This is a genomic window from Glycomyces luteolus, from assembly GCF_027622875.1.
Taxonomy (GTDB): domain Bacteria; phylum Actinomycetota; class Actinomycetes; order Mycobacteriales; family Micromonosporaceae; genus Glycomyces; species Glycomyces luteolus.
Window position 1 is genome coordinate 1 of record NZ_JAPZVP010000027.1, and the last position, 23,462, is coordinate 23,462.

Genomic DNA, 23,462 nt, shown 5'->3' on the forward strand with positions numbered 1-23,462 from the left:
CCCGGACCTGGTGGTCCGGGCCGCCGTCGCCTCGCGCATGAGCGAATCGAACTCGCAACCGAGACCGTGCGATCTGCGAGAGGCCTTCCTCCCCTGAGCGCCGCCCGGTTCAGATCGCGCCGATGAGTTCGGCCAAAGCGCCGTTCTTCGCGAAGACCGGGATGACTTCGATCGGAGCCTCCACCGCGAGCCACTGCCCGCCCTCATGGCTCGTTCCAGTCCGCAGCTCCGTCCATGAAGCGCCCTCAGGGAGGTAGACGCGGCGGCTCGTGGCATGCAGTTCCACCACCGGGGCCACCAGGATGTCCGGGCCGAACATGTACTGGTCGGCGAGGTCCCAGCAGACCGGGTCGGCGGGGAACTCGTGGAACATGCCGCGCATGACCGGCTGGCCGTCGGTGTGCGCCTCCTCCATCAGTCGCCGTGTGTAGGGCCGCATCGCCTCGCGGAGCTTCACGTAGCGCACGAGGATCTCGTAGACGTCCTCGCCGAAGCTCCACAGCTCGTTGGGGGCGCCGGAGTTGTTGCGCGCCGAGCCGTCGGCGGCGGTCACCCGCTCACTGGGCTGGCGGTCGCCGTGCATGCGCATGACCGGGCAGAACGCGCCGAACTGGAACCAGCGCACGAGCAGGTCGCGGAAGTCGGGGTCGTCGATGTTCCCGCCGGCGAACCCGCCGATGTCGGTGGTGAACCAGGGGATGCCCGCGACGCCCATGTGGATGCCCGCGGTGATCTGCTTGCGGAAGTCCGCGTAGGTCGAGTGGATGTCGCCCGACCACACCAGCGCTCCGTAGCGCTGGGACCCGGCCCACGCGCAGCGCACCAGGTTCACGATCTCGTCCTGGCCCGCCTCGCGTTGGCCCTCGTAGAACATGCGGGAGAACGCCTGCGGGTAGATGTTGCCGACTTGGACGTTCGGTCCGGCGTGGTAGCGGTAGTTGTCGAAGTCGTAGACCCCGTACTCGGGTTCGGCCTCGTCGAGCCAGAAGACTTTGATGCCCAGGTCGTGGTAGTTGCGCCGCACGATCTCCCAGGCCTGTTCGCGGGCCCGCGGGTTCGTGGCGTCCAGGAACATGCTCGGCCCCTGGAACCCCATCTGGACGTCCAGGCCGCGTTCGGTGCGGACGAGCAGGTTGTCCTTCTTGAACGCCGCGAAGTTCTCCGACTCGAGCGAGACCTGGGGCCAGACCGAGACCATGAGCTCGACGCCCATCTCTTGGAGTTCTTTGACCATCGCGGCCGGGTCCGGCCAGAACTCCTCCTCGAAACGGAAGTCGCCCATCTTGGGCCAGTGGAAGAAGTCGGCGACGATCACGTCGAGCGGGAGGCCGCGGCGCTTATGCTCACGGGCGACTTCGAGCAGCTGCTCCTGGTTCCAGTACCGCAGCTTGCACTGCCAATAGCCGAGCCCGTACTCGGGCATCATCGGAGCATGGCCGGTGGCATCGGCGTAGGCGGCGCTGATCGCTGCGGGAGTCGAACCGGCGGTGATCCAGTAGTCGAGCTGCTCGGTCGACTCGGCGATCCACTCAGTCCGGTTGGCCGCGAAGGATGCCGAACCGATCGCCGGGTTGTGCCACAGGAACCCGTACCCGGCGCTGGAGACCACGAACGGCACACTCGCCTGCGAGTTCCTGTGCGCCAGTTCGAACGTGGAGCCCTTCACATCCAAGATCGCCTGCTGGTACTGGCCCATCCCGTACAGCTTCTCCCCCGCCACGGGCTCGAACGCGGCCCGCAGCCGGTGCGCGCCGCCGGCCAAGGGCCGAAACTCGCGGGCGCTGAGCTTGAGCGCACCACCGCTGCCGAGCTCCCGAAGCAGCACCCGGCCGCTCGCGTCACGGAACTCCACCGAGCATCGGAAGACGTCATAGCCGGTCTGGTAGTCGAAACCGCCCCATGCGCGCAGCACTGCCGTGATGGCGCCGTTGGTGAGCGTCGCGGTGTCGCCGTCGACCTCGATGGCGACCTGGACCGGCTCAGGCTCGATAAGCGCGAAGTCGGTGTCGAGCACCTCCCCCGTCCGGGTGCTCCGCACCCGCAGCGAATCGCGGCCCCACGCCTGGACGACGAGCGTTTCGCCGTCACCGCGCCAGGTGATGGCGTCCGCAGAGGACTCGAAGGTGTTCATCAGGTTGTCACTCGTTTCTGCTAGTTCTTGACGGCGCCGGCGGTCACACCCGCGGCGACGTACTTCTGTGCCACCACCAGCAGCACCGCCGCCGGGATCGAGGCGACCACCGCCGTCGCCATCATCGGGCCCCACTCCTGGTTCTGGGCGCCGATGTAGTTGTAGATGCCCATCGTGATCGGTCGGAGCTGGCCCCCCTCGCGGTTGAGCGTCGAGGCGAAGATGAAGTCCGACCATGCCCAAAGGAACGCGAACAGCGCCGATGTGATGATCGCGTTCCGAGAGACCGGCAGGACGATCGACCGGAACGTCCGCCAGTGCGAGGCGCCGTCGATCTGGGCCGCTTGGAGCAGTTCGCGGGGGATGCCCGCCATGAACGCGGTCAGGAGTAGGACGGCGAACGGGACCGCGATCGTGGAGTCGGCCAAGATCAGGCCCGGGAGGGTATCGAGCAGCCCGACGGTGTTGTAGATCGAGTACAAGCCGAGCGACATGACCACGGCCGGGACCATCTGCGCCACGATCAGCGCGAAACCGATGACGCGGCGTCCCGGCACGGCCATGCTGGCGAGCGCGAAGGAGGCCGGCGCCGCGATCGCGAGGGTGAGCACGACGGTCCCCGTGCCGATCACAAGGCTGGTGCCGAGGTAGGGAAGCTGATCGCCGAAGACGACGGCGTAGTGGTCGAAGGTGAAGTCGACCGGCACGAGGTCGCCGCCGCGGATGCTCTCGCGTTTCGTGAACGAGACGTTGAGCATCCAATAGAGAGGGAAGAGCATGAGCGCGGTCATTACGAGCGCGATGGGATTCTTCCACCAGGTGCGAGACATGTCAGTGCTCCTGCTTCCGTTGGGCTGCGATGTAGATCAACCCGAAGGCGAGTGCGGCCAGCAGCAGAACCGTCCCGACGGCCGAGGCTTCGGAGTAGCGGATGACCCCCGAGGCGCCCTTCCCGACCGACATGCCGTACGCCCAGGTGGCGAGCGTCTGGGACGTGCCGGTCCCCATCGACATGATCCAGATGATGTCGACGACCTTGAGCGTGTATACCAGGCCGAGGAGCAGGGTGATGAGCGTGACCGGGCGCAGCATCGGGAGGGTGATGCGCCGGAACTGCTGCCAAGGGGTGGCGCCGTCCATCGACGCGGCCTCGTACAGCTCCTTCGGGATGCCCTGGAGTCCCGAGTAGAGGATCACGAGGTTGAACGGGATGCCCAGCCAGATGTTCGCGATCGCCACCGACATGAGGGCGTTGTCGGTACTGAGCCACCACACGGGATCGGCACCGAACAGGCTGAGGAACGTGTTGAGGATGCCGTCGTCCGGGTTCATCATCCACTGCCACGTGGTGCCCGAGACGATGATGGGAAGGAGCCAGGGGACGAGGAACATGCCGCGAAGCGGTGCGGCGAGCCGGAACCCGCCGCGGTGGAAGAAGACCGCGATCGTCAGCCCGATGAGGTACTGGAAGGCGAGCGAGACGGCGGTGAACACCGTCGTCTGCCACACGATCGCCCAGAACTTCGGGTGCGCGAACACGTCTCGGTAGATCTCGAGCCCGACGAACGGGGCACCGCCGTTGATGAAGGTGCCGCGGTCGAAGCGGTGCAGGCTCATCGTCAGGTTCTGGACGAGCGGGTAGGCGTAGAAGAGGAGGAGATAGATCACCAGCGGGATGACGAACGCGATCGCCGCCCAGTGGGCGGCGCGCCGTTTCGGCTTCGCGGTCCCGCGCTCGGGCGAGGTCGGCGCCTCTGTTCTCGTGGTCAGCGTGGTCATTCGAATTGCTCCGATCCGGTTGCCGGGCCGGTCGGCCCGCCCGAAGGCGGGCCGACGATGCCTCAGAATCCGCCGGCGTCCTGGAACGCGGCCTCGACGGCGGCCTGGTCGCCCGCGGCGTTGAGCGCCGCCTGGATCGCCCCGGAGAGCGAGGCGGAGGCGTCGACGTACTCGCTGCCGAGATCGGTGGTGCGGCCTTGCGCGCCCTCGACGGCGCCGACCCACGGCTCCCACAGCGGCGACTGGGTCGCCTGCTCGGCGCGGACCTCGGGCTTGGCCGAGAGGTAGCCGAGCGTCTCGTTGGTCTGGAATCCGGCCTCGCCTTCGGTCAGGCAGGCGATGACGGAAGAGGCGTTCGCGTAGTGGTCGGACGCGTTCTCGGACTGGATCGGCGCCACGGCGAACTCGCCGCCGGTCGGCACCGGCGCGACGCCGCCGTCCTTCGACGGGATCGGGATGACGCCGACCTCGAAGTTCGCTTCGGCCGCGGCCGAAGCGAACCAGGAGCCGTTCTCAGCGAAGGCGTATTCGCCGGTCAGGAACAGGTCCCAGGCCGCGGACTGGTTGTCGGTGGCCGCCGATTTGGGGGCCAGGCCCTCCCCGATCCAGCCCGAGAGGAGCTGGCCGGCCGCGACGGCCTCGTCCGAGGAGATGTCGGACAGGTCGGCCCCGGCGCCCCAGAACCAGGGAAGGAACTGGAAGACGCCCTCTTCACCGGTGACGCCGGAGAAGGTGATGCCCTTGCCGCCGTTGGCGACGGCCTTGGTCAACGCGGCGTTCAGCGAGTCCCAGTCGGTGATCGAAGCGGGGTCGATGCCGGCCTCGGACAGGAGGTCCGCGTTGTAGTAGAGGCCGAGCGCGTTGGAGCCGAACGGCACGCCGTAGGCGGCGCCGTCGACCACGCCGGGTCCCATCAGGTTCTCGTCCACGCCGCTGGTGTCGATGCCCGCCTGCTCGGCGGTCGCCAGCATTCCGGCGCCGACGGCTTCGGGCATCATCGGGTTGTCGAGCAGCACCACGTCGGGGGCGCCGCCCTCCTTCACCGCGGTCGTGAGCTGGTTGAACAGGTCGGTCTGCGGGGCACTCGTGCGAACGATCGTCGATCCTTCGGGTGCGCAGGACTTGACGTGCTCGTCCCAGGCGGAGCCTTCGGCGTGCTGCGGGTACGGGTCCCAGAAGACGATCTCCGCGGTCGTCGAGCCTTCGCTCGCATTGCCGTCTTCACCTGGTTCGGGCGTGCCGCCGGAGCAGGCGGCGAGGGCGCCCATCGTCAGGGCGGCGCCGGCGGCGACGCACCAGCGCAGTGTCGGGTTGGTCATTTTCATCGGCCTCTTCATCGAGTCGGGATCGCCGGTGACTCGCTGGCTCGAGGGATTCCGACAGTCAGCGAACCGGTTCGCTGACGATACTGCCAGACCGAGTGGCCGCCGTCAAGGCGAACCGGTTCGCTAGCTTGTGAGCTGGGGTCGAGCGCCGGGAGATACAGTCCCGAACGTGGGCCTATGCGACGGTTTCGACGCTGCCCTTCGCCTCCAGACGCGGCACGATCAGCCGCTTCTGCACCGGGCTGTCGGGCGAGGCGATCCGCTTGGCGAGCATCTCGACGGCGGTCTGGCAGACGGCCACCGGCTCGGACTCGACCGAGGTGAACGAGAGGACGTAGAGCCGCGCGAGCTCGGCCGCGTGCAGCGAGACGACGCTCCGGTCGGCGGGCACTTCGAGCCCGAGGTCATACAGCGCGAAGGGGAGCATCGCGACGGCGGCGTCGTTGTGGATCAGCAGCGCACGCGGGTTCTCGGGGTCCTGGAGCACCGCGCGGAGGGCCGCGCGCACCTGCTCGGGCCCCACCGGCAGGGCGACCGGGACGAGCCGCAGGCCGCGCTGTTCGGCCCGCTCGCGGGCCGAACTCGCGAACCGGTTCGCGTAGGTGCTGCCCGAGTCGTACAGCTCTTCGGGCCATTTGAGGAACACCGCTTCGCGGTGGCCCGCGTCGGCGAGGTGGTCGACCAGCATCGCGGCCCCGGCGGCGAAGTCGAGGTCGACCGCGTCGACCCCGCGGGTGTCCTGGGGCATCCCGAGCAGGACTGCGGGGTAGCGCGCCTGGTTGATCGGTTCCAGTCGCGGGTCGTCGTCGACCACGTTGAGCAGGATGAATCCGTCGACCTGGCGGCCGGAGATCGCCCGCCGCACCGCCTCGACACCGTCGGGCTCGGTCAGCAGCACGACCGAGTAGCCCTGCTCGCGCGCCGCGTCGGAGAGGGCGATGAGGTACGCCGCCAGCGCCGGGCTGAACTCGGCCTCGTGGAAGCCGACGACGACTCCCAGCGCCATGGTGCGCGAGGTCGCCAGTGCCCTGGCCCCGGCGTTGACGGAGAACTGGAGTTTGGCGACCGCCGCGTCGACCTTGGCCCGCGTCTCGGGGCTGACGTACTTGCGGCCGGTCAGGACCGAGGAGACGGTACTGCGCGACACCCCGGCCTCACGTGCTACATCGCCGATCGTGGCCACGCTGCTCCTTTCGCTCCTCGCTCGAACTCGGTCCAGTGTACCGGTTCGCTGTGGAGGGTCGATCGACTGAGCGGCGGGCGCCCGCCCGGGCCGGGGGCGCCCCACAGGGGGGGAAGACGGGGGTGGGCGACGGGGGGGGGGGGCGGGGGGCCGCGTCCTCGATCGGATCGAGCTGCAGCTCGAAGCCCGAGTGCCGCAGGTGCTGGGCCGGGAAGTTGTATGACTGGAACGAGGTGCACCACTCGTCGGCCAGTCCTTCGGTCATCTTGAACGTGGCGTCCTTGTCGAACAGCGCCGTGCCGTCGTCGCGGGCCAGCACCATTTCGAAGAACGAGTGCCGCAGGTAGTAGCCCGGGTGGTTCACCGACTCGAACGACACGTACCCGGCCGAGCCGTCGGCCAGTCCCGGGACCATCCGGAACTGCGCGTCAGCCTCGGGGCTGGGGTCCGGTTCCAGCCGGACGTTCCAGTTCTCATGCCGCACCAGGTGATCCGGGTAGTTGTGCGACTGCAGCTCGCGCCAGGCGACATCGCCGAACAGCGGGGTGACCGCGATCCGGTCGAGGTTCGGAGCGAACTGCGAGCGCAGCGGCACGCCGGGCCAGGTGTCGGAGGCGTAGGTCGTGCCGTCGAACTGCGGCTTCTCCTCGCCGCGTACGACGATCGAGTTGACTCCGGCTCGGAGGTCGACCGGGACGGTGAGCTCCCAGAAGTTGTTCTCGTGGAACGTGTGCGGGAAGATCACGCGGACCGGCTCGGCGCCGTTGATCGACACCAGGGCGTACCGCGCCACGGGGTCGGGGTTGTAGTGCGTGGAGGGCGACTGCTCCTCGTTGGAGTACCGGAAGGTCAGCGCGTACTTGCCGGCCTTCGACACTTCGACGTCGTTGAACGTCAAGGTGTTCCCGTTGCCGGGGTCGCCGCCGACGCCCGTGACCGCGGCCCCGCCGGAGGCGAGGGACAGGCTCGTGTCCTGGGCGCTCCCGGCGACCGTGCCGTCCTCCGCTTCGTAGACGGCCCCGGTGGCTTCACCGGAAGGCGTCACGACGAGTCGGTCCACCTCGAGCCCTTGGGCGCCTTTGACGGTGACCTGGTTGATGCCGCCGAGCAGGAAGGCGTTGACGATGCCGCCCTGTCCGGTGGTCACGGTCTGGCCGTTGACCTCGAGTTCGACCTTGCGGTCGCCGCGCGTGGCGACGTCGAGCAGCGCGGACGCGTCGTCCGGGGAGTAGACCCAGAACGTCGCCTCGCCGCCGCCCGGTACTGCGGCCGCGCCCGGGCCCGAGCCGCGGTGCGTGCTCGCGTAGGTGGGGGCCGCGCCGCCGTCGAGTTCGGCGAACTCGGCCTCGTACACGTCGCCGGTGGAGCCCGGGTGGGGCAGCGACAGGTCGATCTTGTCGAGGATGACGTCGCCGGTGATGGCTCCGGTCCCGTCGAGGCTGCGGGTGGCCAGGGTGATGACGTGGTCCCCGGCGGTGAGTTCGACCTTGGTGTCGGTGTGGTCCCACACCACCCACTTGTAGCCCAGGCTCAGGAAGAGCTCCTGCTCGGTGGCGGCGTCGCCGTCGACCCGCAGGAACATGTTCGTCGGCCCCTGGGCCTGCACGTCGGCATCGGTGTTGAGGGAGCTGGCGAAGACGCTCAGGTCGTAGACGCCGTCCTGGGGGACGCTGACATTGAACTCGATCGCGTTGTTCGCGCCGGTCCGCATCCCGCCGACGTTGTAACCGCCGGAGGTGTAGAACTTCGCCAGAGCCGAAGGGGAGCCTTCAGGGCCGTTGCGCTGCAGGCCCGTGCCGGTCCAGGTCGCGGTCTCCGCCTCGTATGTCGCCTCCCACGCCGTCTGCGGGACGGCCGCATCACCGGGTGAGACGCTCGGGGTCACGATGACCTCGTAGGCGGATTCCGCATCGAGTGCCGGCAGTCCGCCGGAACCAAAGGCGAGCTCGGCGGTGCCGCCCGAGACTGCCAGGTCGACTTCGGCCACCGTGGAGGGTTGGGCCGAGTCGCCGAGCTGGCCGCTCCAGCCGATCTCGCGCACGACCGCGTGTACCTTCTGGCCGAAGGTCCCGGACGGGACGTTGTCGAGCGCGAGCTTGAACGCCCCGCTCGCGCCGCCGAGCAGGACGCGGGCCTGCCGCTTGTCGGTGTCGAGGGCCGCCACGCCTTGCAGGGTGTAGCTGACGCCGGGGCGCGGCGGGGTGACCTTGACGGTCTGTCCACCGTGCATCTGGCTGTAGGCGTGCAGCAGCCACCACTGGCCGTTGGCCCGGTTGGCCTGCACGGCCGAGTCCGACAGGTTGCCGTCGATGTTCCAGTAGGCGATGTCGCCGTAGACCTTCTTGTCCTCCAGCGCGGAGATCCACTGGATCATCTGGCCGGGCACCGAGGTGTGGTAGTTGTACGCGTACTCGGTGATGTTGATCGGCAGCTTGGTGCCCTCGTACTCGGTACCGGCGAAGTGCTCGGTCTCCCAGCCGCGATACTTGTCGACGTTGCTGCGGATCGTGGCCGGGTTCGACAGCTCGTGCCACACCATCGCGTCCGGCACCGTTCCCGCTTGGACGGTGTGTTCCAGGAAGCCCTCGACCTGGTTGTAGAGGGTGCTGGTGTTCGGACCGCCGATGCGCGCGTCGGGCAGGACGGAGTGGATCACCTCGTAGGCGCGGTCCCAGGCGGCGAAGAAGTACTGCGGATCGGTGTGCCAGTGGATGCGGTTGTAGCTCCAGGGGCCGGTGCCGAACATGTTCCCTTCGGGCTCGTTGTACGGAAGGAAGACGATGTTGTCCTGCTGCTCCACCGGCAGGGTCGCGACCTGCTCGACCTGGACGCGGAGCTTGTCCATGTAGCCGTCGAGCTTCTCCTGAGGGGTGTCACCGGGCCACTGGTAGGGGAAGCCGCGGTAGATGTCCGTCGTGTAGATGTAGACGTCGCCGTTCGAGGCCTCCACCGCCGAGCCGAGGACTTCGAGCGCGTCCGCGCCCGGGTGCTGCGGGCCGTCCTGCGCTTTGGTGGCGACCGTGGTCAGATCGATGCCGTCGATGAGGTTCTCGGAAGGAAGGCCCTCGTCGTACAGGCCGTACAGGGAGCCGGACGCTCCTCCGAGGAAGTCGCCGGTGGTCTGGCCGAGGTCGACCCTGATGACACCCGCTTCCTGGCCGGCGGCGGGCACCGCAGCCAAGGGGATGATCGCGGCAGCCGCGACCACACTGCATATTCGAGCGGCACGCCGTGTTCGTACGTTCATTTTCGCCTCACTCTCAACATTGAGAAGTCCGCCTCGCGTCGGCACATTCGGGCAGTGCCACAGCAGCGAACCGGTTCGCTGATCAACGTACCGGCTCCGATCAGCGGAAGCAAGAGCTTGGCGCACCGGTTCAGAATCGTGACCCGGCACGTCACCGCCGCAGCGGAAGCGGACCGTGGCGGTCGGCGGCGCCACCGCAGGCGAAGATCGGGGAGCGCGCCGCCGCCTCCGTCGTCGGCTTCGGCAAGGTGGCGACACCGTCCTGAGCACGGTCAATGCCCAGGATCTGTCCTATGTAGCTACGGACAGCAGCGGCGGTCTTCGGGCGGCACAGCAAGAAGCCGACCGGCTCAATCGAACCGGTCGGCGATTGTTTGGTGCGGGGCGGGCAGCCGGAGGTGGATCCGCACGGTGGTGCCTGAGCTGCTGGTGTGCACGCGGACGAGGTCAACGATGTGGTTGGCCAGCAGCAGTCCGCGGCCGTGGCGTTCATCGCCATTGGCAGGGCGGCGTCCGGCGAGCGGATCGGTGAGATGCCCGGCGTCGCTGACATCGCAGATCAGGTGGCGGTCGTCGGCCCAGACGCGCATGGTGCCGCTGCCGCCACCGTGCTTGATGCTGTTCGCGAGCAGTTCGGTGACGGCGATTTCAAGGTCGATGAGCTGGGCGGCTGAGAGGCCGACCTTCCGGCCGTAGGAGGTGAGGAACCAGCGGGCGTTGTTGAGGGTGGCTGGGTCGACGGCGCGCTCGATCGCCGACCGGGGCGGGGTCGGGAGCTGCTGGTTGTGGTCGGCAAAGACGCGCTCGGGGTCGTACTGGTCGCTGTGGCGGCGCCCGGTGTGATCGATGAGGACCGGATGCGTTGCGCGGGCGTCGGCGATCATGTGCCGGTCGAGTCCTGCAGTGTCGTAGGGGCACAGGATGGTGGCGGCGCGGCCGGCGAACGCGAGGTTGGTGAGTGCTTCGTGTTGGGCGCAGGCGGGGTATTCGGCCTCGGTGCGGCCGGGCCAGATCGACTCGGTGATGATCCGCACCCGATGATCGAGGTGGGCGTCGGCGAAGGCATGCAGCACACCCGGGATGATCCGCCCCGGGTTGGCGCCGGCCTCCGCCATGTCGATCAACAGGACGTGTTCGGCGCAGGCGCCGAGCGCCTCCCGCACCGATGCGAGATTGGGCGTGGGCACGGCGACCGCGACCGGCTCGTCGGCGCTGAGGCCCGCGTCGATGTACGGGATCGTGCCTGCCAGGTAGGCATCGGCGCCGCAGTAGAACAGTGCGGGGTGCTCGAACAAGACCTCCGTGGGGAGGTGTGCTCCGGTCATGGCGCGGCTCCTTCTCGTGGCCGCAGCGCCCAGCGCGACACGGTGTTCAGGATGCGGGGCTGGACAGGCTCTCCTTCAGGTCGGTGAGTGTGCGTTTGAGCAGCCTGGAGACGTGCATCTGCGAGATGCCGACCTCTTGGGCTATCTGGGTTTGGGTCATGTCGCCGAAGTAGCGCAACCCGAGGATCGTGCGCTCGCGGTCGGGGAGTTCCTGCAGGAGCGGCGCCAGCGATTCGTGGTTGTCGACCCGTTCGAGGGCGATGTCTTCCTGCCCAAGGGTTTCGGCGAGGGGCGCCCGTTCCTCGTCCGAGAACGGCGACTCGTCGAGCGATACCGCTCGGTAGGCTTGGGCAGCCTTGTAGCCCTCGGCCACTTCGCTTTCGGTGACGCCGAGGTAGCTGGCCACCTCGGCGCCGGTGGCAGCCCTGTCGAGGTGCTGGGACAGTTCGGCATTGGCCTGAATGATCGACGCCCGCAGCTCTTGGAGCCGGCGAGGGACCCGCATCGGCCAGCTGGTGTCGCGGAAGTGGCGGCGCACCTCTCCCATGACCGTGGGCACGGCGTACGACAAGAAGTCGGCACCACGCCCGGGGTCGAACCGGTCGACCGCGTGGATGAGTCCGATGGAGGCGACTTGGACCAGGTCTTCCTTGGCTATGCCTTTGCCTGAGTACCGCTGGGCGATGTGTTGGGCCAGCGGTAGGTATCCGGTGACCAGACGGTCCCGGAGCCGGGAGCGTCGCGGGTCGTCGGATTCGAGTAGCTGGAGCTCCTCGAAGATCGGCGCGAGATGGCCGTACTCGTTCGGAGCGGAGCGGGGTGCCGGGGCATGCTTGTTCATCATGGATTCCGTCCTGCCGGGTTGGCTGCTGGTCGCCGGCTGCATCGTCGGCTTGCTGGGACCGGCCGCCTTGGCGACCGGGCATGCCCGGAAACCAGAGCTCCCCTCCGGTGGGTATCGGCACCGTACGGTGTCGGTGCGCATCTCCCTACGGGAAGACAGGATCCTTGTGCCACCACTTCACTTGCGATTCACCACAGCCGCGGGAACTGACTCGTAAAATATTTGCATCGACTCCCATCATTAGATCGACACTATCACGATATGACATGAAGCCATTCGCTCGCAGGCAGGCGATATCGCTAAACCTCAAAAGCGTGCCAATCAAGAATATTCGCCGAAAAAGCGCCGCATCCCTTCTCACAATATCCCCAGAAAATTCGAATGACCTGACGCAAAGCAAACCTCGGATTCAGGAATATCAAATACTGCGGACTGACTCTGCAGGTGAACCGGCAACTTGCGACGGATTCGAAGTCCATCGGCGAAAAATCCGCAGACCTCCACCAAGATCCATCTGAGGCTCGCGCCCGCATTTACGGGCCGGAACACCCCCACATTCGACTGCTCTATGGATTGCCCATTCGCTTTTATGCGTCGCGGCGCGTAGCATTTGTCAGATCAGCCGTGCAGGTGCCACAGGAGCAGCAGCTCCCAGGAGTACCGTCGGGGCTTCGTGGCCATATAAAGGCGGAACAATGCCAAAGCGCATCAGCACCAGAGCCGATACCGTAGCCAGGCCCGTTCCCTCATCGCCGCCGGCAAAGGTAGAACATCTCGACGATTCGCTGGGGATCACCGAATACGGTAGCCCGCAGATCGTGGGTCTGCGCGCGACTGGAGGCATCGACCTGCGCAGCCACATCGCCTGGGACCACGCACTGCGGCGGGCGGTCGGCCATGGCGAGGAAGTCCACCTGGATCTGACCGGCCTCGAATTCATCGACTCCCGAGGCGCCGCCGCGCTCGTCGAAGCCGCGAACCACCTGACCGGCGGACACCAGATCGTGGTTCACCACGCCCCTCCTTACTTTCAGCGGATCATGCAGGTCCTGTGGCCTGAGGGAGTGCCCTCCATCGTGATCGAACGCGCCGCACGATAATCACCACTCACGATCCATCGGTCACCAACTACTGCGATCGGCTCAACACACCTCAACGCGGCCAATCCTCAAGCAGCCCAAACCGAATCCTCACCGCTCCCCTCCTGGGGCCCCCGCATGCTCCTAGCCCCGCTCGAGCGCCCGTGCGGTCGCCGTGCCTCGCATGTCCGCCACGGGACCCTCGTACAGGACCCGTCCGCCGTGGCGACCCGCGCCCGGACCGAGGTCCACGATCCAGTCGGCGCGGCGGATCACCTCGACGTTGTGCTCGATGACCACGACGGTGTGACCGCCCTCGACCAGTTGGAACAGCACCTCCATGAGCGTGTCGATGTCGCGCAGGTGCAGCCCGGTCGTCGGCTCGTCGAGCACGTACAGCGACGGCTCGGCGGCGTCCCGCAGCTCCTTCGCGATCTTGACGCGCTGGCACTCGCCGCCCGACAGCGTCGTGAGCGGCTGTCCCAGGCGCAGGTAGCCGAGGCCGACCCGGTCGAGATCGCGCAGTGCCTTCCGGATCGCCGGGTCCGCGAGCCGGTGCAGCGCATCCGAAATGGTCAGACCGTCCACATCGGCGATGGTGAGCCCGTCGACGCGGTGCCGCAACGCCTCCTTGGTGAACCGGCGCCCGCCGCACGTCTCGCACACGGTCTCCTGCCCGTCCATGAACGCGAGGTCGGTGTAGACGATGCCTAGCCCCTTGCAGTCGGGGCAACCCCCTTCGGAGTTCGCACTGAAGTACTTGGCCGGCAGGCCGCTCGCCTTCGCGAACAGCCGCCTGACAGGCACGGCGATCCCCGTATAGGTGATCGGCGTCGACCGGCGGTTGGCGCCGACGGGGCGCTGGTCGACGACCATCGCGCCGTGCTGCTCGACGAGTTCGGCCGCCAGGCTCGACTTCCCGGACCCGGCGACGCCGGTGAGGACGGTCAGCACCCCGGCCGGGACGTCGACGGTGACGTCCTGGAGGTTGTTCCGCTCGGCGTGCTTGATCGTGATCGCGTCGGCGGGCTCACGCGGCGCCGTGGTGACCGGCGCCCGTTTCGCCAGGGCGAGCGCGGTCGGCGTCCCGGCCTTCCGAAGCTGCGCGAACGTCCCCTGGAAGACCACCCTGCCGCCGTCGGTCCCGCCGTCGGGACCGATCTCCACGATCTGGTCGGCGACCGCCATCACGGCCGGGTCGTGCTCAACCACGAGCACCGTGTTCCCCTTGTCCCGCAGCCGCTTCAGCAGTCCGATCATGGCGTGGACATCCTGCGGGTGGAGGCCCACGGTGGGTTCGTCGAAGATGTACAGCATTTCGATCAGGCTGCTGCCCAGGTGCTTCACGGTCCTCACCCGCTGCGACTCGCCTCCAGACAGGCTCGTCGTGGCCCGCCCCAGGTGCAGGTATCCGAGTCCGATCGCGTCCATCACGCGCAGCCGCTCCACCAGCGCCGACACCACCGGTACGACGGCCGTCTCCTGAACGTCGGCAACGAGGTCCGCGAGTTCGGCGACTTCCATGAGGGCCATCTCGCCGATGGTGCGCCCGAGCACGGTTACCGCCCGGGCCTCGGCGTTCAATCGGTCGCCGCCGCAGTCCGGGCACGTGCCCGATCTCGTGAACCGGTCGATGGCCTCCTGCTTGCGGTCCGAGAGGCTGTCGGAGGTGTGCAGGTAGATCCGTTCGAACCACGCCACCAGGCCCTCGAAGTCAGCCGGCGGCTTCACGCCGAGCCGGGTGACGTGCGCGCCGCCGTACAGCAGCGCACCGCGCTCGTCGTCGGTCCAGGACCGCAGCGGCGCGTCGACCGGGAGCCACCCGAGGTCGGTGTACTTGGAGAGCCAGTAGCCGCCGTCCACGAAGCCGGGCAGGAGGATCGCGCCCTCCTTCAGCGACCTGGAGAGGTCGAGGAACGACGCGGTGTCGATCTCCACGACCTCTCCCAGGCCCGAGCAGGTGGGGCACATGCCCGCGGTCTCGTTGAACGAGAAGCGGTTCGACTCGCCGAGGTGCGGGTCGCCGATCCGCGAGAAGAGCAGCCGCAGGTACGTCCACGTGTCAGTGATCGTCCCGACGGTCGATCGGGTGTTGCCGCCGAGACGACGCTGGTCGATGACGACCACGGGCGACAGGCCCGAGATCTCGTCGGCCTCGGGCCGCGTCCATTTCGGCAGCCGGTTCCGCAGGAACGGCGGATAGGTTTCGTTGACCTGGTGGCCGGCCTCGGCGGCGATCGTGTCGAAGACCAGTGACGACTTCCCGGAGCCGGAGGGCCCGGCGAACACGGTCAGGCTCCCGCGCGGCACTTCCAGGTCCACCGATTTGAGGTTGTTGGACCTGGCGCCGCGGATGCGGATCATGCGTTCGTTCATGCCTGCGACGCTAGGCGCAGATGCGGCCGGTTTCTGACCGCATTTTCAGGCACACTGGGAACATGTCCGATGTCACCCGCAGGATGCTCTCGCTCCTGGCGTCGCTGCAGACCGGCCGCTCGTTCAGCGGTGGTGAACTCGCCTCGCGGCTGGGAGTGAGCCCGCGGACGCTGCGGCGAGACGTCGACCGCCTGCGCGAGTACGGCTACCCGGTCGAGACCCGCCCAGGACCCGGCGGTCACTACCGGCTCACCGCCGGCACCGTGATGCCGCCGCTCATGCTCGAGGACGACGAGGCCATCGCGGTCCTGCTCGGCCTCGCCGCGCTCGCGGCCACCGGCAGCGCCGATGAGGGCTCGGTCGACGAAGCCGCCACGCGCGCTTACGGAAAGGTCGAGCAGTACCTGCCGAAACGCCTTCGTCACCGGATCGCACGGGTCCGCTCCAGCCTGGAAACCAGCGAGGTCCGCGCCCCGAGCACCAGCGCCGGAGACCTCGGCGGACTCGCCGACGCGATCGCGGCCAGGCAGGTCGTCACCTTCGACTACGAGCGCAAGGACGGCGCGGCCTCGTCCCGCCGCGTCGAGCCCTACCGGCAGGTCCACCACCTCCAGCGCTGGTTCCTCCTCGCCTGGGATCTCGACCGCGGCGACTGGCGCGTGTTCCGCACCGACCGCCTCTCCGGTCTGCGCCTGACCACGACCGGGTTCGAACCGCGGCCCGCTCCGCCGGCCGTCGACTACCTCACCGAGGGCATCGGCAAGCACCGGCAGCCCGTCGTGTTCATCATCGAGGGGAACCCGGGGCCCGTCGCCGAGGCGTTCCGCCACGACACCGTGGAGCTGAGCGCGCTCGACGGCGGGCGCACCCGCGTGGCCCTGCGCCTCGACTCATGGGAGTGGCCGCTCGTCACGCTCGCCTTCCTCGACGCCGACTTCACGATCGAGGCCCCCGACGCCTTCCGGGAGGGGTTTCGCCGCTTCGCCGAGCGCCTGCATGCGGCCGCCGTCTGAGCCCGACCGGGCACGTCGCTCAAGCTCAGCGGCGCCCGGGGCTGCGGGGCCCCGGGCTCGACGTCTTCCTGCTGCGCCGCCGGATTCGACCGGCCGACGCACCAACCGCTGCACACGTCAGCGGTAGCCGCTGGTGTCGGCCGGCTTTCCGGCGTCCTGGACTTCGGTGATGTACCGCCATGCGTCAGGCTGCGAACCGTCCAAGTCCGTGAAGCCGTACTCCTTCGCCAACTCCCCGCTCGAAACCGACCGGCCGTTCCACCGCGCTCGATCAGAGTCCCCCGCAAGCGCCGCGGCGGCGCGCCCGAGATAGCGCGGCGTCTCGGAGATCGCGAAGTGCGGTTCCCTGGCGATGGCGTCGCGCCAGTTCTCCTCGGTGACGCCGAAAACGTCGAGCATCATCTCCGACCGCATCCAGCCCGGGGTCAGCGAGACCGCTGCGGCCCCGTGCTTCTCGAGGTCCTTGGCGTGCGCCCAGGCCATGCGGTTGACCGCCGTCTTCGCCACGTCGTAGAACGGCGAGTTGCGGTAGTGCTGGGCGTTGTACTCAGTCGTCCCGTCGGTGACCTCGATCAGGAGGCCGCCCGGGCGTTCGATGAGCAGCGGGAGCGCGTGGTGGGCGGTGACGAGGTGAGTGTCGACGGCCAGGCGGAGCAGGCGCAGGCCGTTGTCGAGATCGTGCTCCCAGACGGTCTTGTCGAACTCGAACAGGTGCTCGCCGCCCCAGATATTGTTTACCAGCACGTCGAGACGGCCCCGCTCGTCCCGGATGCGGTCGACCAGCGCCCTCACTTCCTCCGAGACGAGATGGTCGACGGAGACGGGGATGCCGATGCCGCCGGCCCGCTCGACCAGTTCGGCGGTGTCCTCGATGGTCTCCGGTCGGCCGTACTCGGACGCTCGGTCGCGCGTGGTGCGGCCGGTCACGTACACCGTGGCTCCCGCTGCGCCGAGTTCGACGGCGATGCCTCGGCCGCCGCCTCGCGTGGCGCCGGCGACCAGCGCGACTTTTCCCTTGAGGTTCAATGCAAGCCCTCTCTCGAGATTATAAACGTACGTTCGGTTATACTATATGCATGACTCGACCGAAGACCCAGACCGACGCCCGGGTGCTCGACGCCGCGCTCCTGCTCGTCCGCGAAAGCGGCGTCGCCGGCCTGACCTTCGCGGCACTCGCGAACCGATGCGGCCTCTCCGCGGCCACCCTCGTTCAGCGCTTCGGGAACAAGGCCGCGCTCACTCAGCGCACCCTGCTGCACGCGTGGGACGAACTCGACGCCCGCACCCGGGAACTGGCCTCGAGCACGCCGCTCACCCCCAGCGGCGCAGTAGAACTCCTTATCGGACTGTCCGAAGGCTACGACGGCGTCGATTCCTACGCGGAGGGCCTACTCCTCCTGCGCGAGGACGTCCGCGACCCGATCCTCCGCGCACGCGGCGCCGCATGGGAATCAGCGCTGACCTCGGCACTCGAAACACGTTTCACGACGGTCCCCGAAGCTCCCGCGGGCATCGGCTTCGCGATGGCCGCGTACTGGCAAGGGTCACTGACGTGGTGGGCCTTCCGTGCGGCCCCGCCCCTTCGCGACTACCTGGAGGCCAAGCTGACCGACTTCCTCGCAATGACCACTGCGAAATAGCGGCGGGGTGCTGGCCGGTTGACCGGAAATCCAGGTTGCTGGCTGTTAGCCAACCGTTCCACCAGTGGATGCCCGCGGGAGGTTTGCGCAGATGGTGTGACAATCTGCGAGGATGCTGCGAAGAGAGTTTGCGGGCCACCGGTTTTCCATCACGGCGACGTACGTCTTGGACGAGGCCTCGTGGGCCCTCGAACTGCGCGAGGAGGCGCCCGCATCGGAGCCGCTGGTCGCCATGAAGTCGTACAGTCCTTCTGGCTGTCAGCGTCGGCGGCGAGGTCGCCGCGGGTGTCGGCCAGTTCGGTGGCGGTGGGGGTCGATGCGGCCGAACAGCATCATGAGGTCGGCGCCGTGGCAGGCGCCCATCTGCGGTCCCATCGGCTCGGCAGCGAGCAGGTAAGTGTGCGTGCGGCCGCCTGCCGCCGTTTGGGCGACGGCGAGGCGGGTGGCCGGGAGGCGGTAGACCGCATCGGTCAGGAACATCGTTCGCAGCCCGGTCTGAGAGGGTCGCGCGGGAGGACGCGCCCATCCAGCACGATGCCCCGGGCACGCCCGCCCGGCAGGCTGCGGCGGCCCATGTCGGTGTCGACGACCGTGTTCTGCGCCTTGAGGATCTGCTCGACCGGCACCTGCAGGAGGTCGTCCACTTTGCTGAGACCGAGGGCGGCGAGCAGGTCGGCGGCGATCGCGGTGCCGGTGTCGGCCTTGGCGATGCGACCGGCGTTGCCGCTCTGCAGGATCGCCCGGTGGAAGGTGCCCGCAGCGGCGGGAGCGGCCAGGAGCGCGGCGATGGAGAACGCCCCTGCGGACTGCCCGGCGACGGTGACGTTGTCCGCGTCGCCGCCGAAGGCCGCGATGTTGTCGCAGACCCACCGCAGCGCGGCGGCCTGGTCCTGCAGGCCCAGGTTGGTGCGGTCGTCCCAGTCCTCGCCACCGAGATCGGCCAGGTGCGGTACCCGAGCGGGCCGAGCCGGTAGTTCGCCGCGACCATGACGGCGCCGGTCAGCCGGGACAGCGCCACCCCGTCGGTCACCGGCGGCGCGGCCGAGCCGCTGTCGGAGCCGCTGTCGGAGCCGCCGCCGTAGATCCAGACGAGCACGGGGCGGCGGCCGCCCGGATCCGGAGTCCAGACGTTGAGGTACAGGCAGTCCTCGTCACGGTCGTCCGGCTCCGCACACAGGTCGTCGTTCGAGGAGGACGCGGTCTGGGTATCGCCGATCAGCGCGCTGACGCGCTGCGCGGGTGCGGAACGGAACCGGGTGGCGTCCCGGACGCCGGGCCGCGGTCGCGGCGGCTGCGGTGGGTGCAGCCGCAGCGGCCCGACCGGCAGTGCGGCGAAGGGGATTCCGGCGAACCGTGCGCCGCCGTCGGGTATCGCCGTGCCGCGCAGCGTGCCCGCGGGGGTGTCGACCAAGTAGGAGTCGTTCATCTGATCGTCCCTTCGAACGGATCGGCTCGGCGGGGTCGGGCACGCAAGCGGGTCGTTCGCGTGGCACGGCGTTCGGGGCCACGATATCGACGTCGGCGACCCTGCGCGCGGAATCGGAGGCGTCCGTCGCCTGGCGCCTGCCGCCGGGGAGGGGCTGGCCGCCGTCGCGTCCGCGGGTCGGCTGCGTCACTCGACGGAACGGTCGGGGAGTGCCGCCGCCGCCGATACGGGAGATCCCCACGGTTCCTCCAGCGCGGCCCGGAGCGCGATGACGGTGTCCGTACCGATGCGTTCGGCGAGCGCGGTTTCGAGCCCGGCGAGCATCTCCATCGTCTCGGAGCGGCGCCGAGCGCCGGCCGCGGTGAGGCGCACGAGCTTCGACCGGGCCGACCGCGGATCCTTCTCCACTGTGACCACGTCTAGCGCGACGAGTTCATGGACCCACTGGTGCGCGGTCGGGGCGCTGACGCCGAGTCGCCGAGCCAGCTCCGCGATGCTCGCCCCTGCTGACGGGAGCTGGCTCAGCAGGGTCACGTGCGCGGCGCTGATCGTCGGCCCGTCCTCCTGGGTCTCGAACGCCGCGGTCAGGGCGGCTCGGAACCAGTGGTGCGCGCGCCACAGCTGCCGGATGAGCGGCTCGGATTCGGACGGTGAGGAGGACATGCGGTTCTGCTTTCGCTGTGGGACGGGCGATCGGCGCGGACTGCCGATGGTAAGCCGACCGGCCTCGGTGACTGACATCACTGGCATTTCGAGATCATCGATAATCATTAGGCAACCTATGATTAGGTTACCTACTGGCGGGCCCAGGTCGATCCCCAGGGCTCGCCATCGAGGGAAAGGCATCGCGATGACGACAGCATCGTCCGCATCCACGCCCGCCGCGCACGCCTCAAGCCGGGCAGTTGACCTCATTGGGCCGCAACATGTTCGACACAACGCTCGAATCACGTTCGAGACTCCCGATTGGAACACCATGATCGCCGCGAAAGGCCTCCATAAACGCTACAAGCAGACCGTGGCGGTGGACGACCTGTCGTTCGAAGTCCGCCCCGGCGTCGTCACCGGGTTCCTCGGCCCCAACGGCTCGGGGAAGTCCACCACCATGCGGCTGATGCTCGGCCTCGACCACGGCGGGGGTGAGACCCTGTTCGACGGTGAGCGGTTCACCGACATCCGCCGGCCGATGAACCGCGTCGGCGCCCTGCTGGAGGCCAAGCCCTTCCACCCCACCCGATCAGCCCGCAACCACCTGAAGATGCTCGCGTCGGCCAACGGCATTACCGACGCCAGGATCGACGAGGTCCTGGAGACGGTCGGCCTCGGCCCTGTCAAGCGCAAGCAGCCCAAGGGCTACTCGCTGGGCATGGCGCAGCGGCTCGGCCTCGCGCAGGCGCTCCTCGGCGACCCCCGCACGCTCCTGCTCGACGAGCCGACCAACGGCCTCGACCCCCACGGCATCCACTGGATGCGCGACCTCCTGAAGCAGCTGGCCACCGAGGGCCGCACCGTGTTCGTCTCCAGCCACCTCCTCTCGGAGATGCAGCTCATGGCCGACGAACTGGTCGTCATCGGCCGCGGCCAGATGATCTTTAACGGCGACGTCGACGATTTCGTCCGCGAGTTCACGCAGTCGAGCGTGATCGTCCGCGGTCCCGACGCCGACGCCTTCGTCCCCGTCCTCGAAGCCGAGGGCGCGACCGTCACCAAGGGCGGCGACGGCGAACTCGTCGTCTCGGACATGGCGATCGGCGCGGTCGGACACCTCGCGTTCACCGAAGGCGTCGAGCTGTCCGAACTGTCCACTCGCAGCGCCTCGCTCGAAGAGGCCTTCATGTCCGCCACCGGCGCCGCCGAGCAGTTCGTCGCCCGAGAACCCGTCCCCGCCACGACCACTGGAGGTGCCCGGCATGCTTGACGCGCTCAGATTCGAATGGACCCGGCTGCGGACGCTCCGCTCGACCTACTGGATGGTCGGCTCCGGCCTAGTGGCCTCCGCCGCGATCCCGCTGACCCTCGGCATCGCCGCCGGCAGCGAGCCGCTCAACGCCGACTCCGTGAACCTCGGCCTCAACGGCGGGGCCTCCTTCGTGATCCCGTTCCTGGCAGTGTTCATGGCCGTCGTCGGCATCTTTGCCACCGGCCACGAGTACCGGCACGGCACGATCCAGCCGACCCTGACCGCGCTGCCGCAGCGCTCGCGCCTGATCCTGGCGAAAATCCTCACGGTCGCTGGGCTGACGGCCGCGGTCACGCTGGTATCGATCGCGATCAACGCGACCCTGATGCTTGCGCTCTGGGGCGGAGTGCCGGGACTGTTCGACGACCCGGTGCGCTCGGCGCTGTTGGGATACGTGGCCTACAACGTGGTCTACACACTGGTCGGGCTCGGCCTGGGGCTGCTGTTCCGCGGCGTCCCCTCGGCGCTGGTGGTGATCTTCCTGATGCCGTTGATCATCGAGACCCTGTTCGTCGGGCTCACCATGGTCCCGGCGCTCGACTGGCTGGCGCCGGTGGTGCGGTTCCTACCGTTCACCGCCGGGTCAGAGCTGATGCTGACCAGCGCGGCGGAGTTCGGTCCCGCGGCCCCGGACTACGACTTCTTCGACCGCTGGGCCTCAGGAGGCGTGTTCGCCGTCTTCGCAGCCCTGATCATCATCGCCGCCTGGACCCTGTTCAAAACGCGCGACGCCTAGATGTTCGATCCCAGACGTTCAGCGGTCCTATGCAGTCAGTGATCGAAGGGCAGGCCTGCCCGGTTGAACGTTGTGCGAGACGGCAGCGGTCAGAGCCAGGTTCCGTTGCGTGACGCGGGCGCATATCCTCTGAGGTGTGCGCCCGCTCCCGCGTTCGAGGTCGCGCTGAACTCCGAAGTCCTTGGGGCAGTGGTGTCCATCGACGATGACGGCCTGGATGACCTTCCACGCGAGCTGGGCTAGCAACCCGTCCGCGACCGATTCAGGCCGCCTGGGGCTTTCCCACTTCCCTGCACCACATGGAGGTCGTTTCAACCTTGGCGGGTTCGGTTGCCGTGCAACATGTTTGATGGCGATTGCGCTGATTCCGGTCGCGGGCAACGAAGGGAGACCCTGGTAAAACCGCGGGTGCTGAATCCTTCGCTTTGCCAGGAGCTTCTTTCCACCCGCGCACCTCCTCATGCGTTGCTTCGGTGTAGAAATTGGAACGCCGGTCGTCGTCCTGAGACGGATGCGGGCCGCTGTAGCGGTTCAGGAACTGCCGATCGACGTCCGGATCGCCGATTTCGAATCGGTACGGCCAGACATTCTCGTCCTCGAGGCCATGTGCGCTCATGGCACTCCTCTCCATGAGGGATCTGAGTCGCAACGGAACAGGATTCAGGGGAGCGGGGCTGCGGGTCCCCGAGTCGTGTCACGGAACCGGGGAAGCGCGGCCGTCCTCTCGCACCGGTGTCAGGCGATGCTCAGCGAGCTGATGACCTCCTCCACCTGGGCCTTGAGCGCGTCCTCGCCGTTGAAGGTGTTCCCGACCATCATCGCCAGGCTGCCGTCGACATCGACGACGACCACACGGAACCATGCGATCGTCGTGTCGAACTCTGCGATCGTGCTCTCCAGGCCTTCAACCGACCCCGATTCGACTCGAATCCCCGGTGCATCCGGGCTGACGTCAGTCAGGAACGCCATCATCTGGCGCGCCGCGTCCTCGGTGTCGGTCGCCGTCATCGCATCGGGAATCGGTCCCGCAGCCACCCAGACGTGCCCGGAATCGGACTGGACGACACTGGTGTAGTCGGAGCCTTCCAGCTCGGCGTTCTCGACTTGCACCCAATCCGCGGGAATGCTGAAACACAGGCCCACCTCACGGTCGACCAGGTGTGCTGCGTCCTCCGCACATGCAGGGGCGGGAGCGGCTTTCCAAGGGCTCCACCAGATCAGGGCGCCGGCGAGGACGCCGCCGATGGCCAACGCGGCGATCAGGCCGGACCAGATCTGCGCCGCACGGCTCACGGTCGCAGCATCCTCGCTCGGCTGTGCTGGGGAAGGTGTGTCGCTCATGCGGACAAGGTACGGCGCCCCTTCCGGGACCGGTCCCGTCCACACAGGGCCGATGTC

At 68.1% G+C, this 23,462-nt stretch carries 21 protein-coding genes and 2 pseudogenes; 6 read left to right on the forward strand and 17 right to left on the reverse strand.

What is annotated here, in order from left to right:
- Positions 1–109: 109 nt before the first annotated feature.
- From O1R50_RS23920 to O1R50_RS23955, 8 genes are all read right to left on the reverse strand, one after another.
- Positions 110–2,131, reverse strand: coding sequence for a glycoside hydrolase family 31 protein (locus tag O1R50_RS23920; protein WP_270112771.1), 2,022 nt, complete (start codon positions 2,129–2,131; stop codon positions 110–112).
- A gap of 20 nt (positions 2,132–2,151) precedes the next feature.
- On the reverse strand, positions 2,152–2,961 hold the full coding sequence (locus O1R50_RS23925; protein ID WP_270112772.1) for a carbohydrate ABC transporter permease: 810 nt from the start codon (positions 2,959–2,961) through the stop codon (positions 2,152–2,154).
- Between the two features lies 1 nt (position 2,962).
- Positions 2,963–3,910, reverse strand: a complete 948-nt coding sequence (locus O1R50_RS23930) for a carbohydrate ABC transporter permease (protein ID WP_270112773.1) — start codon at positions 3,908–3,910, stop codon at positions 2,963–2,965.
- Between the two features lie 62 nt (positions 3,911–3,972).
- A complete protein-coding gene (locus O1R50_RS23935; protein ID WP_270112774.1) occupies positions 3,973–5,235 on the reverse strand; it encodes a sugar ABC transporter substrate-binding protein in 1,263 nt (420 codons plus the stop codon).
- 175 nt (positions 5,236–5,410) lie between these two features.
- The gene (locus tag O1R50_RS23940) at positions 5,411–6,418 is read right to left on the reverse strand and encodes a LacI family DNA-binding transcriptional regulator (protein ID WP_270112775.1); all 1,008 of its coding nucleotides are present in this window, start codon (positions 6,416–6,418) and stop codon (positions 5,411–5,413) included.
- Complete coding sequence (locus tag O1R50_RS26565; protein ID WP_408612804.1) at positions 6,390–8,000, reverse strand: AbfB domain-containing protein; 1,611 nt, start codon at positions 7,998–8,000, stop codon at positions 6,390–6,392. The genes O1R50_RS23940 and O1R50_RS26565 overlap by 29 nt, the downstream gene beginning before the upstream one ends.
- A gap of 2,015 nt (positions 8,001–10,015) precedes the next feature.
- Positions 10,016–10,990 (reverse strand): sensor histidine kinase, encoded by a 975-nt coding sequence (locus O1R50_RS23950; RefSeq protein ID WP_270112777.1) that lies wholly within the window; start codon positions 10,988–10,990, stop codon positions 10,016–10,018.
- A gap of 46 nt (positions 10,991–11,036) precedes the next feature.
- Positions 11,037–11,834, reverse strand: coding sequence for a SigB/SigF/SigG family RNA polymerase sigma factor (locus tag O1R50_RS23955; RefSeq protein ID WP_270112778.1), 798 nt, complete (start codon positions 11,832–11,834; stop codon positions 11,037–11,039).
- A 695-nt stretch (positions 11,835–12,529) separates the two neighbouring features.
- On the opposite strand from O1R50_RS23955, the gene O1R50_RS23960 reads away from it, so the two are divergent.
- Entirely contained in the window at positions 12,530–12,934 is a 405-nt protein-coding gene (locus O1R50_RS23960) for an STAS domain-containing protein (RefSeq protein WP_270112779.1), read from the forward strand.
- Between the two features lie 123 nt (positions 12,935–13,057).
- Here O1R50_RS23960 and O1R50_RS23965 read toward each other — a convergent pair whose 3' ends face one another.
- The gene (locus O1R50_RS23965) at positions 13,058–15,289 is read right to left on the reverse strand and encodes an excinuclease ABC subunit UvrA (RefSeq protein ID WP_270112780.1); all 2,232 of its coding nucleotides are present in this window, start codon (positions 15,287–15,289) and stop codon (positions 13,058–13,060) included.
- 62 nt (positions 15,290–15,351) lie between these two features.
- Here O1R50_RS23965 and O1R50_RS23970 point away from each other — a divergent pair, with 62 nt between their 5' ends.
- Positions 15,352–16,302, forward strand: coding sequence for a helix-turn-helix transcriptional regulator (locus tag O1R50_RS23970; protein WP_270112781.1), 951 nt, complete (start codon positions 15,352–15,354; stop codon positions 16,300–16,302).
- A 117-nt stretch (positions 16,303–16,419) separates the two neighbouring features.
- On the opposite strand, the gene O1R50_RS23975 is transcribed toward O1R50_RS23970, so the two are convergent.
- Positions 16,420–17,328 (reverse strand): SDR family oxidoreductase, encoded by a 909-nt coding sequence (locus O1R50_RS23975; RefSeq protein WP_270112782.1) that lies wholly within the window; start codon positions 17,326–17,328, stop codon positions 16,420–16,422.
- Between the two features lie 50 nt (positions 17,329–17,378).
- Between O1R50_RS23975 and O1R50_RS23980 the strand changes: the two genes are divergently transcribed.
- Positions 17,379–17,942, forward strand: coding sequence for a TetR/AcrR family transcriptional regulator (locus tag O1R50_RS23980; protein ID WP_270112783.1), 564 nt, complete (start codon positions 17,379–17,381; stop codon positions 17,940–17,942).
- 258 nt (positions 17,943–18,200) lie between these two features.
- Here O1R50_RS23980 and O1R50_RS23985 read toward each other — a convergent pair whose 3' ends face one another.
- Complete coding sequence (locus O1R50_RS23985) at positions 18,201–18,422, reverse strand: hypothetical protein (RefSeq protein WP_270112784.1); 222 nt, start codon at positions 18,420–18,422, stop codon at positions 18,201–18,203.
- Complete coding sequence (locus O1R50_RS23990) at positions 18,413–18,796, reverse strand: carboxylesterase family protein (protein ID WP_270112829.1); 384 nt, start codon at positions 18,794–18,796, stop codon at positions 18,413–18,415. Before O1R50_RS23990 ends, O1R50_RS23985 begins: the two co-directional genes overlap by 10 nt.
- On the opposite strand from O1R50_RS23990, the gene O1R50_RS23995 reads away from it, so the two are divergent.
- Positions 18,686–18,916 (forward strand): hypothetical protein, encoded by a 231-nt coding sequence (locus O1R50_RS23995; protein ID WP_270112785.1) that lies wholly within the window; start codon positions 18,686–18,688, stop codon positions 18,914–18,916. The two genes, O1R50_RS23990 and O1R50_RS23995, sit on opposite strands and share 111 nt — an antisense overlap.
- Before the next feature lie 35 nt (positions 18,917–18,951).
- On the opposite strand, the pseudogene O1R50_RS26570 reads toward O1R50_RS23995, so the two are convergent.
- A pseudogene (locus tag O1R50_RS26570) lies at positions 18,952–19,368 on the reverse strand (carboxylesterase family protein); the annotation flags it as partial.
- Between the two features lie 186 nt (positions 19,369–19,554).
- On the reverse strand, positions 19,555–20,031 hold the full coding sequence (locus O1R50_RS24000) for a MarR family winged helix-turn-helix transcriptional regulator (protein WP_270112786.1): 477 nt from the start codon (positions 20,029–20,031) through the stop codon (positions 19,555–19,557).
- Between the two features lie 313 nt (positions 20,032–20,344).
- Here O1R50_RS24000 and O1R50_RS24005 point away from each other — a divergent pair, with 313 nt between their 5' ends.
- Positions 20,345–21,286, forward strand: a complete 942-nt coding sequence (locus O1R50_RS24005; protein ID WP_270112787.1) for an ABC transporter ATP-binding protein — start codon at positions 20,345–20,347, stop codon at positions 21,284–21,286.
- Positions 21,279–22,064 (forward strand): hypothetical protein, encoded by a 786-nt coding sequence (locus O1R50_RS24010; protein ID WP_270112788.1) that lies wholly within the window; start codon positions 21,279–21,281, stop codon positions 22,062–22,064. The genes O1R50_RS24005 and O1R50_RS24010 overlap by 8 nt, the downstream gene beginning before the upstream one ends.
- 27 nt (positions 22,065–22,091) lie before the next feature.
- Here O1R50_RS24010 and O1R50_RS26640 read toward each other — a convergent pair.
- The 3 genes and pseudogenes from O1R50_RS26640 to O1R50_RS24020 all read right to left on the reverse strand — a co-directional run.
- Positions 22,092–22,241 (reverse strand): annotated as a pseudogene (locus O1R50_RS26640) (IS982 family transposase); the annotation flags it as partial.
- 85 nt (positions 22,242–22,326) lie between these two features.
- Positions 22,327–22,680, reverse strand: coding sequence for a hypothetical protein (locus O1R50_RS24015; protein ID WP_270112789.1), 354 nt, complete (start codon positions 22,678–22,680; stop codon positions 22,327–22,329).
- A 119-nt stretch (positions 22,681–22,799) separates the two neighbouring features.
- Positions 22,800–23,405: a hypothetical protein gene (locus O1R50_RS24020; RefSeq protein WP_270112790.1), complete on the reverse strand. Its 606-nt coding sequence runs from the start codon at positions 23,403–23,405 to the stop codon at positions 22,800–22,802.
- Between the last annotated feature and the right edge of the window lie 57 nt (positions 23,406–23,462).

Bases quoted from the DNA above. Each gene is read 5' to 3' on its own strand.
- O1R50_RS23935 (WP_270112774.1), bottom strand. From the start codon at position 5,235: ATGAAAATGACCAACCCGACACTGCGCTGGTGCGTCGCCGCCGGCGCC.
- O1R50_RS23930 (WP_270112773.1), bottom strand. From the start codon at position 3,910: ATGACCACGCTGACCACGAGAACAGAGGCGCCGACCTCGCCCGAGCGC.
- O1R50_RS26565 (WP_408612804.1), bottom strand. From the start codon at position 8,000: ATGTTCCTGCGGGTCGACGGCGACGCCGCCACCGAGCAGGAGCTCTTC.
- O1R50_RS23980 (WP_270112783.1), top strand. From the start codon at position 17,379: ATGACTCGACCGAAGACCCAGACCGACGCCCGGGTGCTCGACGCCGCG.
- O1R50_RS23970 (WP_270112781.1), top strand. From the start codon at position 15,352: ATGTCCGATGTCACCCGCAGGATGCTCTCGCTCCTGGCGTCGCTGCAG.
- O1R50_RS24015 (WP_270112789.1), bottom strand. From the start codon at position 22,680: ATGAGCGCACATGGCCTCGAGGACGAGAATGTCTGGCCGTACCGATTC.
- O1R50_RS24020 (WP_270112790.1), bottom strand. From the start codon at position 23,405: ATGAGCGACACACCTTCCCCAGCACAGCCGAGCGAGGATGCTGCGACC.
- O1R50_RS23960 (WP_270112779.1), top strand. From the start codon at position 12,530: ATGCCAAAGCGCATCAGCACCAGAGCCGATACCGTAGCCAGGCCCGTT.
- O1R50_RS23925 (WP_270112772.1), bottom strand. From the start codon at position 2,961: ATGTCTCGCACCTGGTGGAAGAATCCCATCGCGCTCGTAATGACCGCG.
- O1R50_RS23920 (WP_270112771.1), bottom strand. From the start codon at position 2,131: ATGAACACCTTCGAGTCCTCTGCGGACGCCATCACCTGGCGCGGTGAC.
- O1R50_RS24005 (WP_270112787.1), top strand. From the start codon at position 20,345: ATGATCGCCGCGAAAGGCCTCCATAAACGCTACAAGCAGACCGTGGCG.
- O1R50_RS24000 (WP_270112786.1), bottom strand. From the start codon at position 20,031: ATGTCCTCCTCACCGTCCGAATCCGAGCCGCTCATCCGGCAGCTGTGG.
- O1R50_RS23965 (WP_270112780.1), bottom strand. From the start codon at position 15,289: ATGAACGAACGCATGATCCGCATCCGCGGCGCCAGGTCCAACAACCTC.
- O1R50_RS23950 (WP_270112777.1), bottom strand. From the start codon at position 10,990: ATGACCGGAGCACACCTCCCCACGGAGGTCTTGTTCGAGCACCCCGCA.
- O1R50_RS24010 (WP_270112788.1), top strand. From the start codon at position 21,279: ATGCTTGACGCGCTCAGATTCGAATGGACCCGGCTGCGGACGCTCCGC.
- O1R50_RS23955 (WP_270112778.1), bottom strand. From the start codon at position 11,834: ATGATGAACAAGCATGCCCCGGCACCCCGCTCCGCTCCGAACGAGTAC.
- O1R50_RS23985 (WP_270112784.1), bottom strand. From the start codon at position 18,422: ATGTTCCTGACCGATGCGGTCTACCGCCTCCCGGCCACCCGCCTCGCC.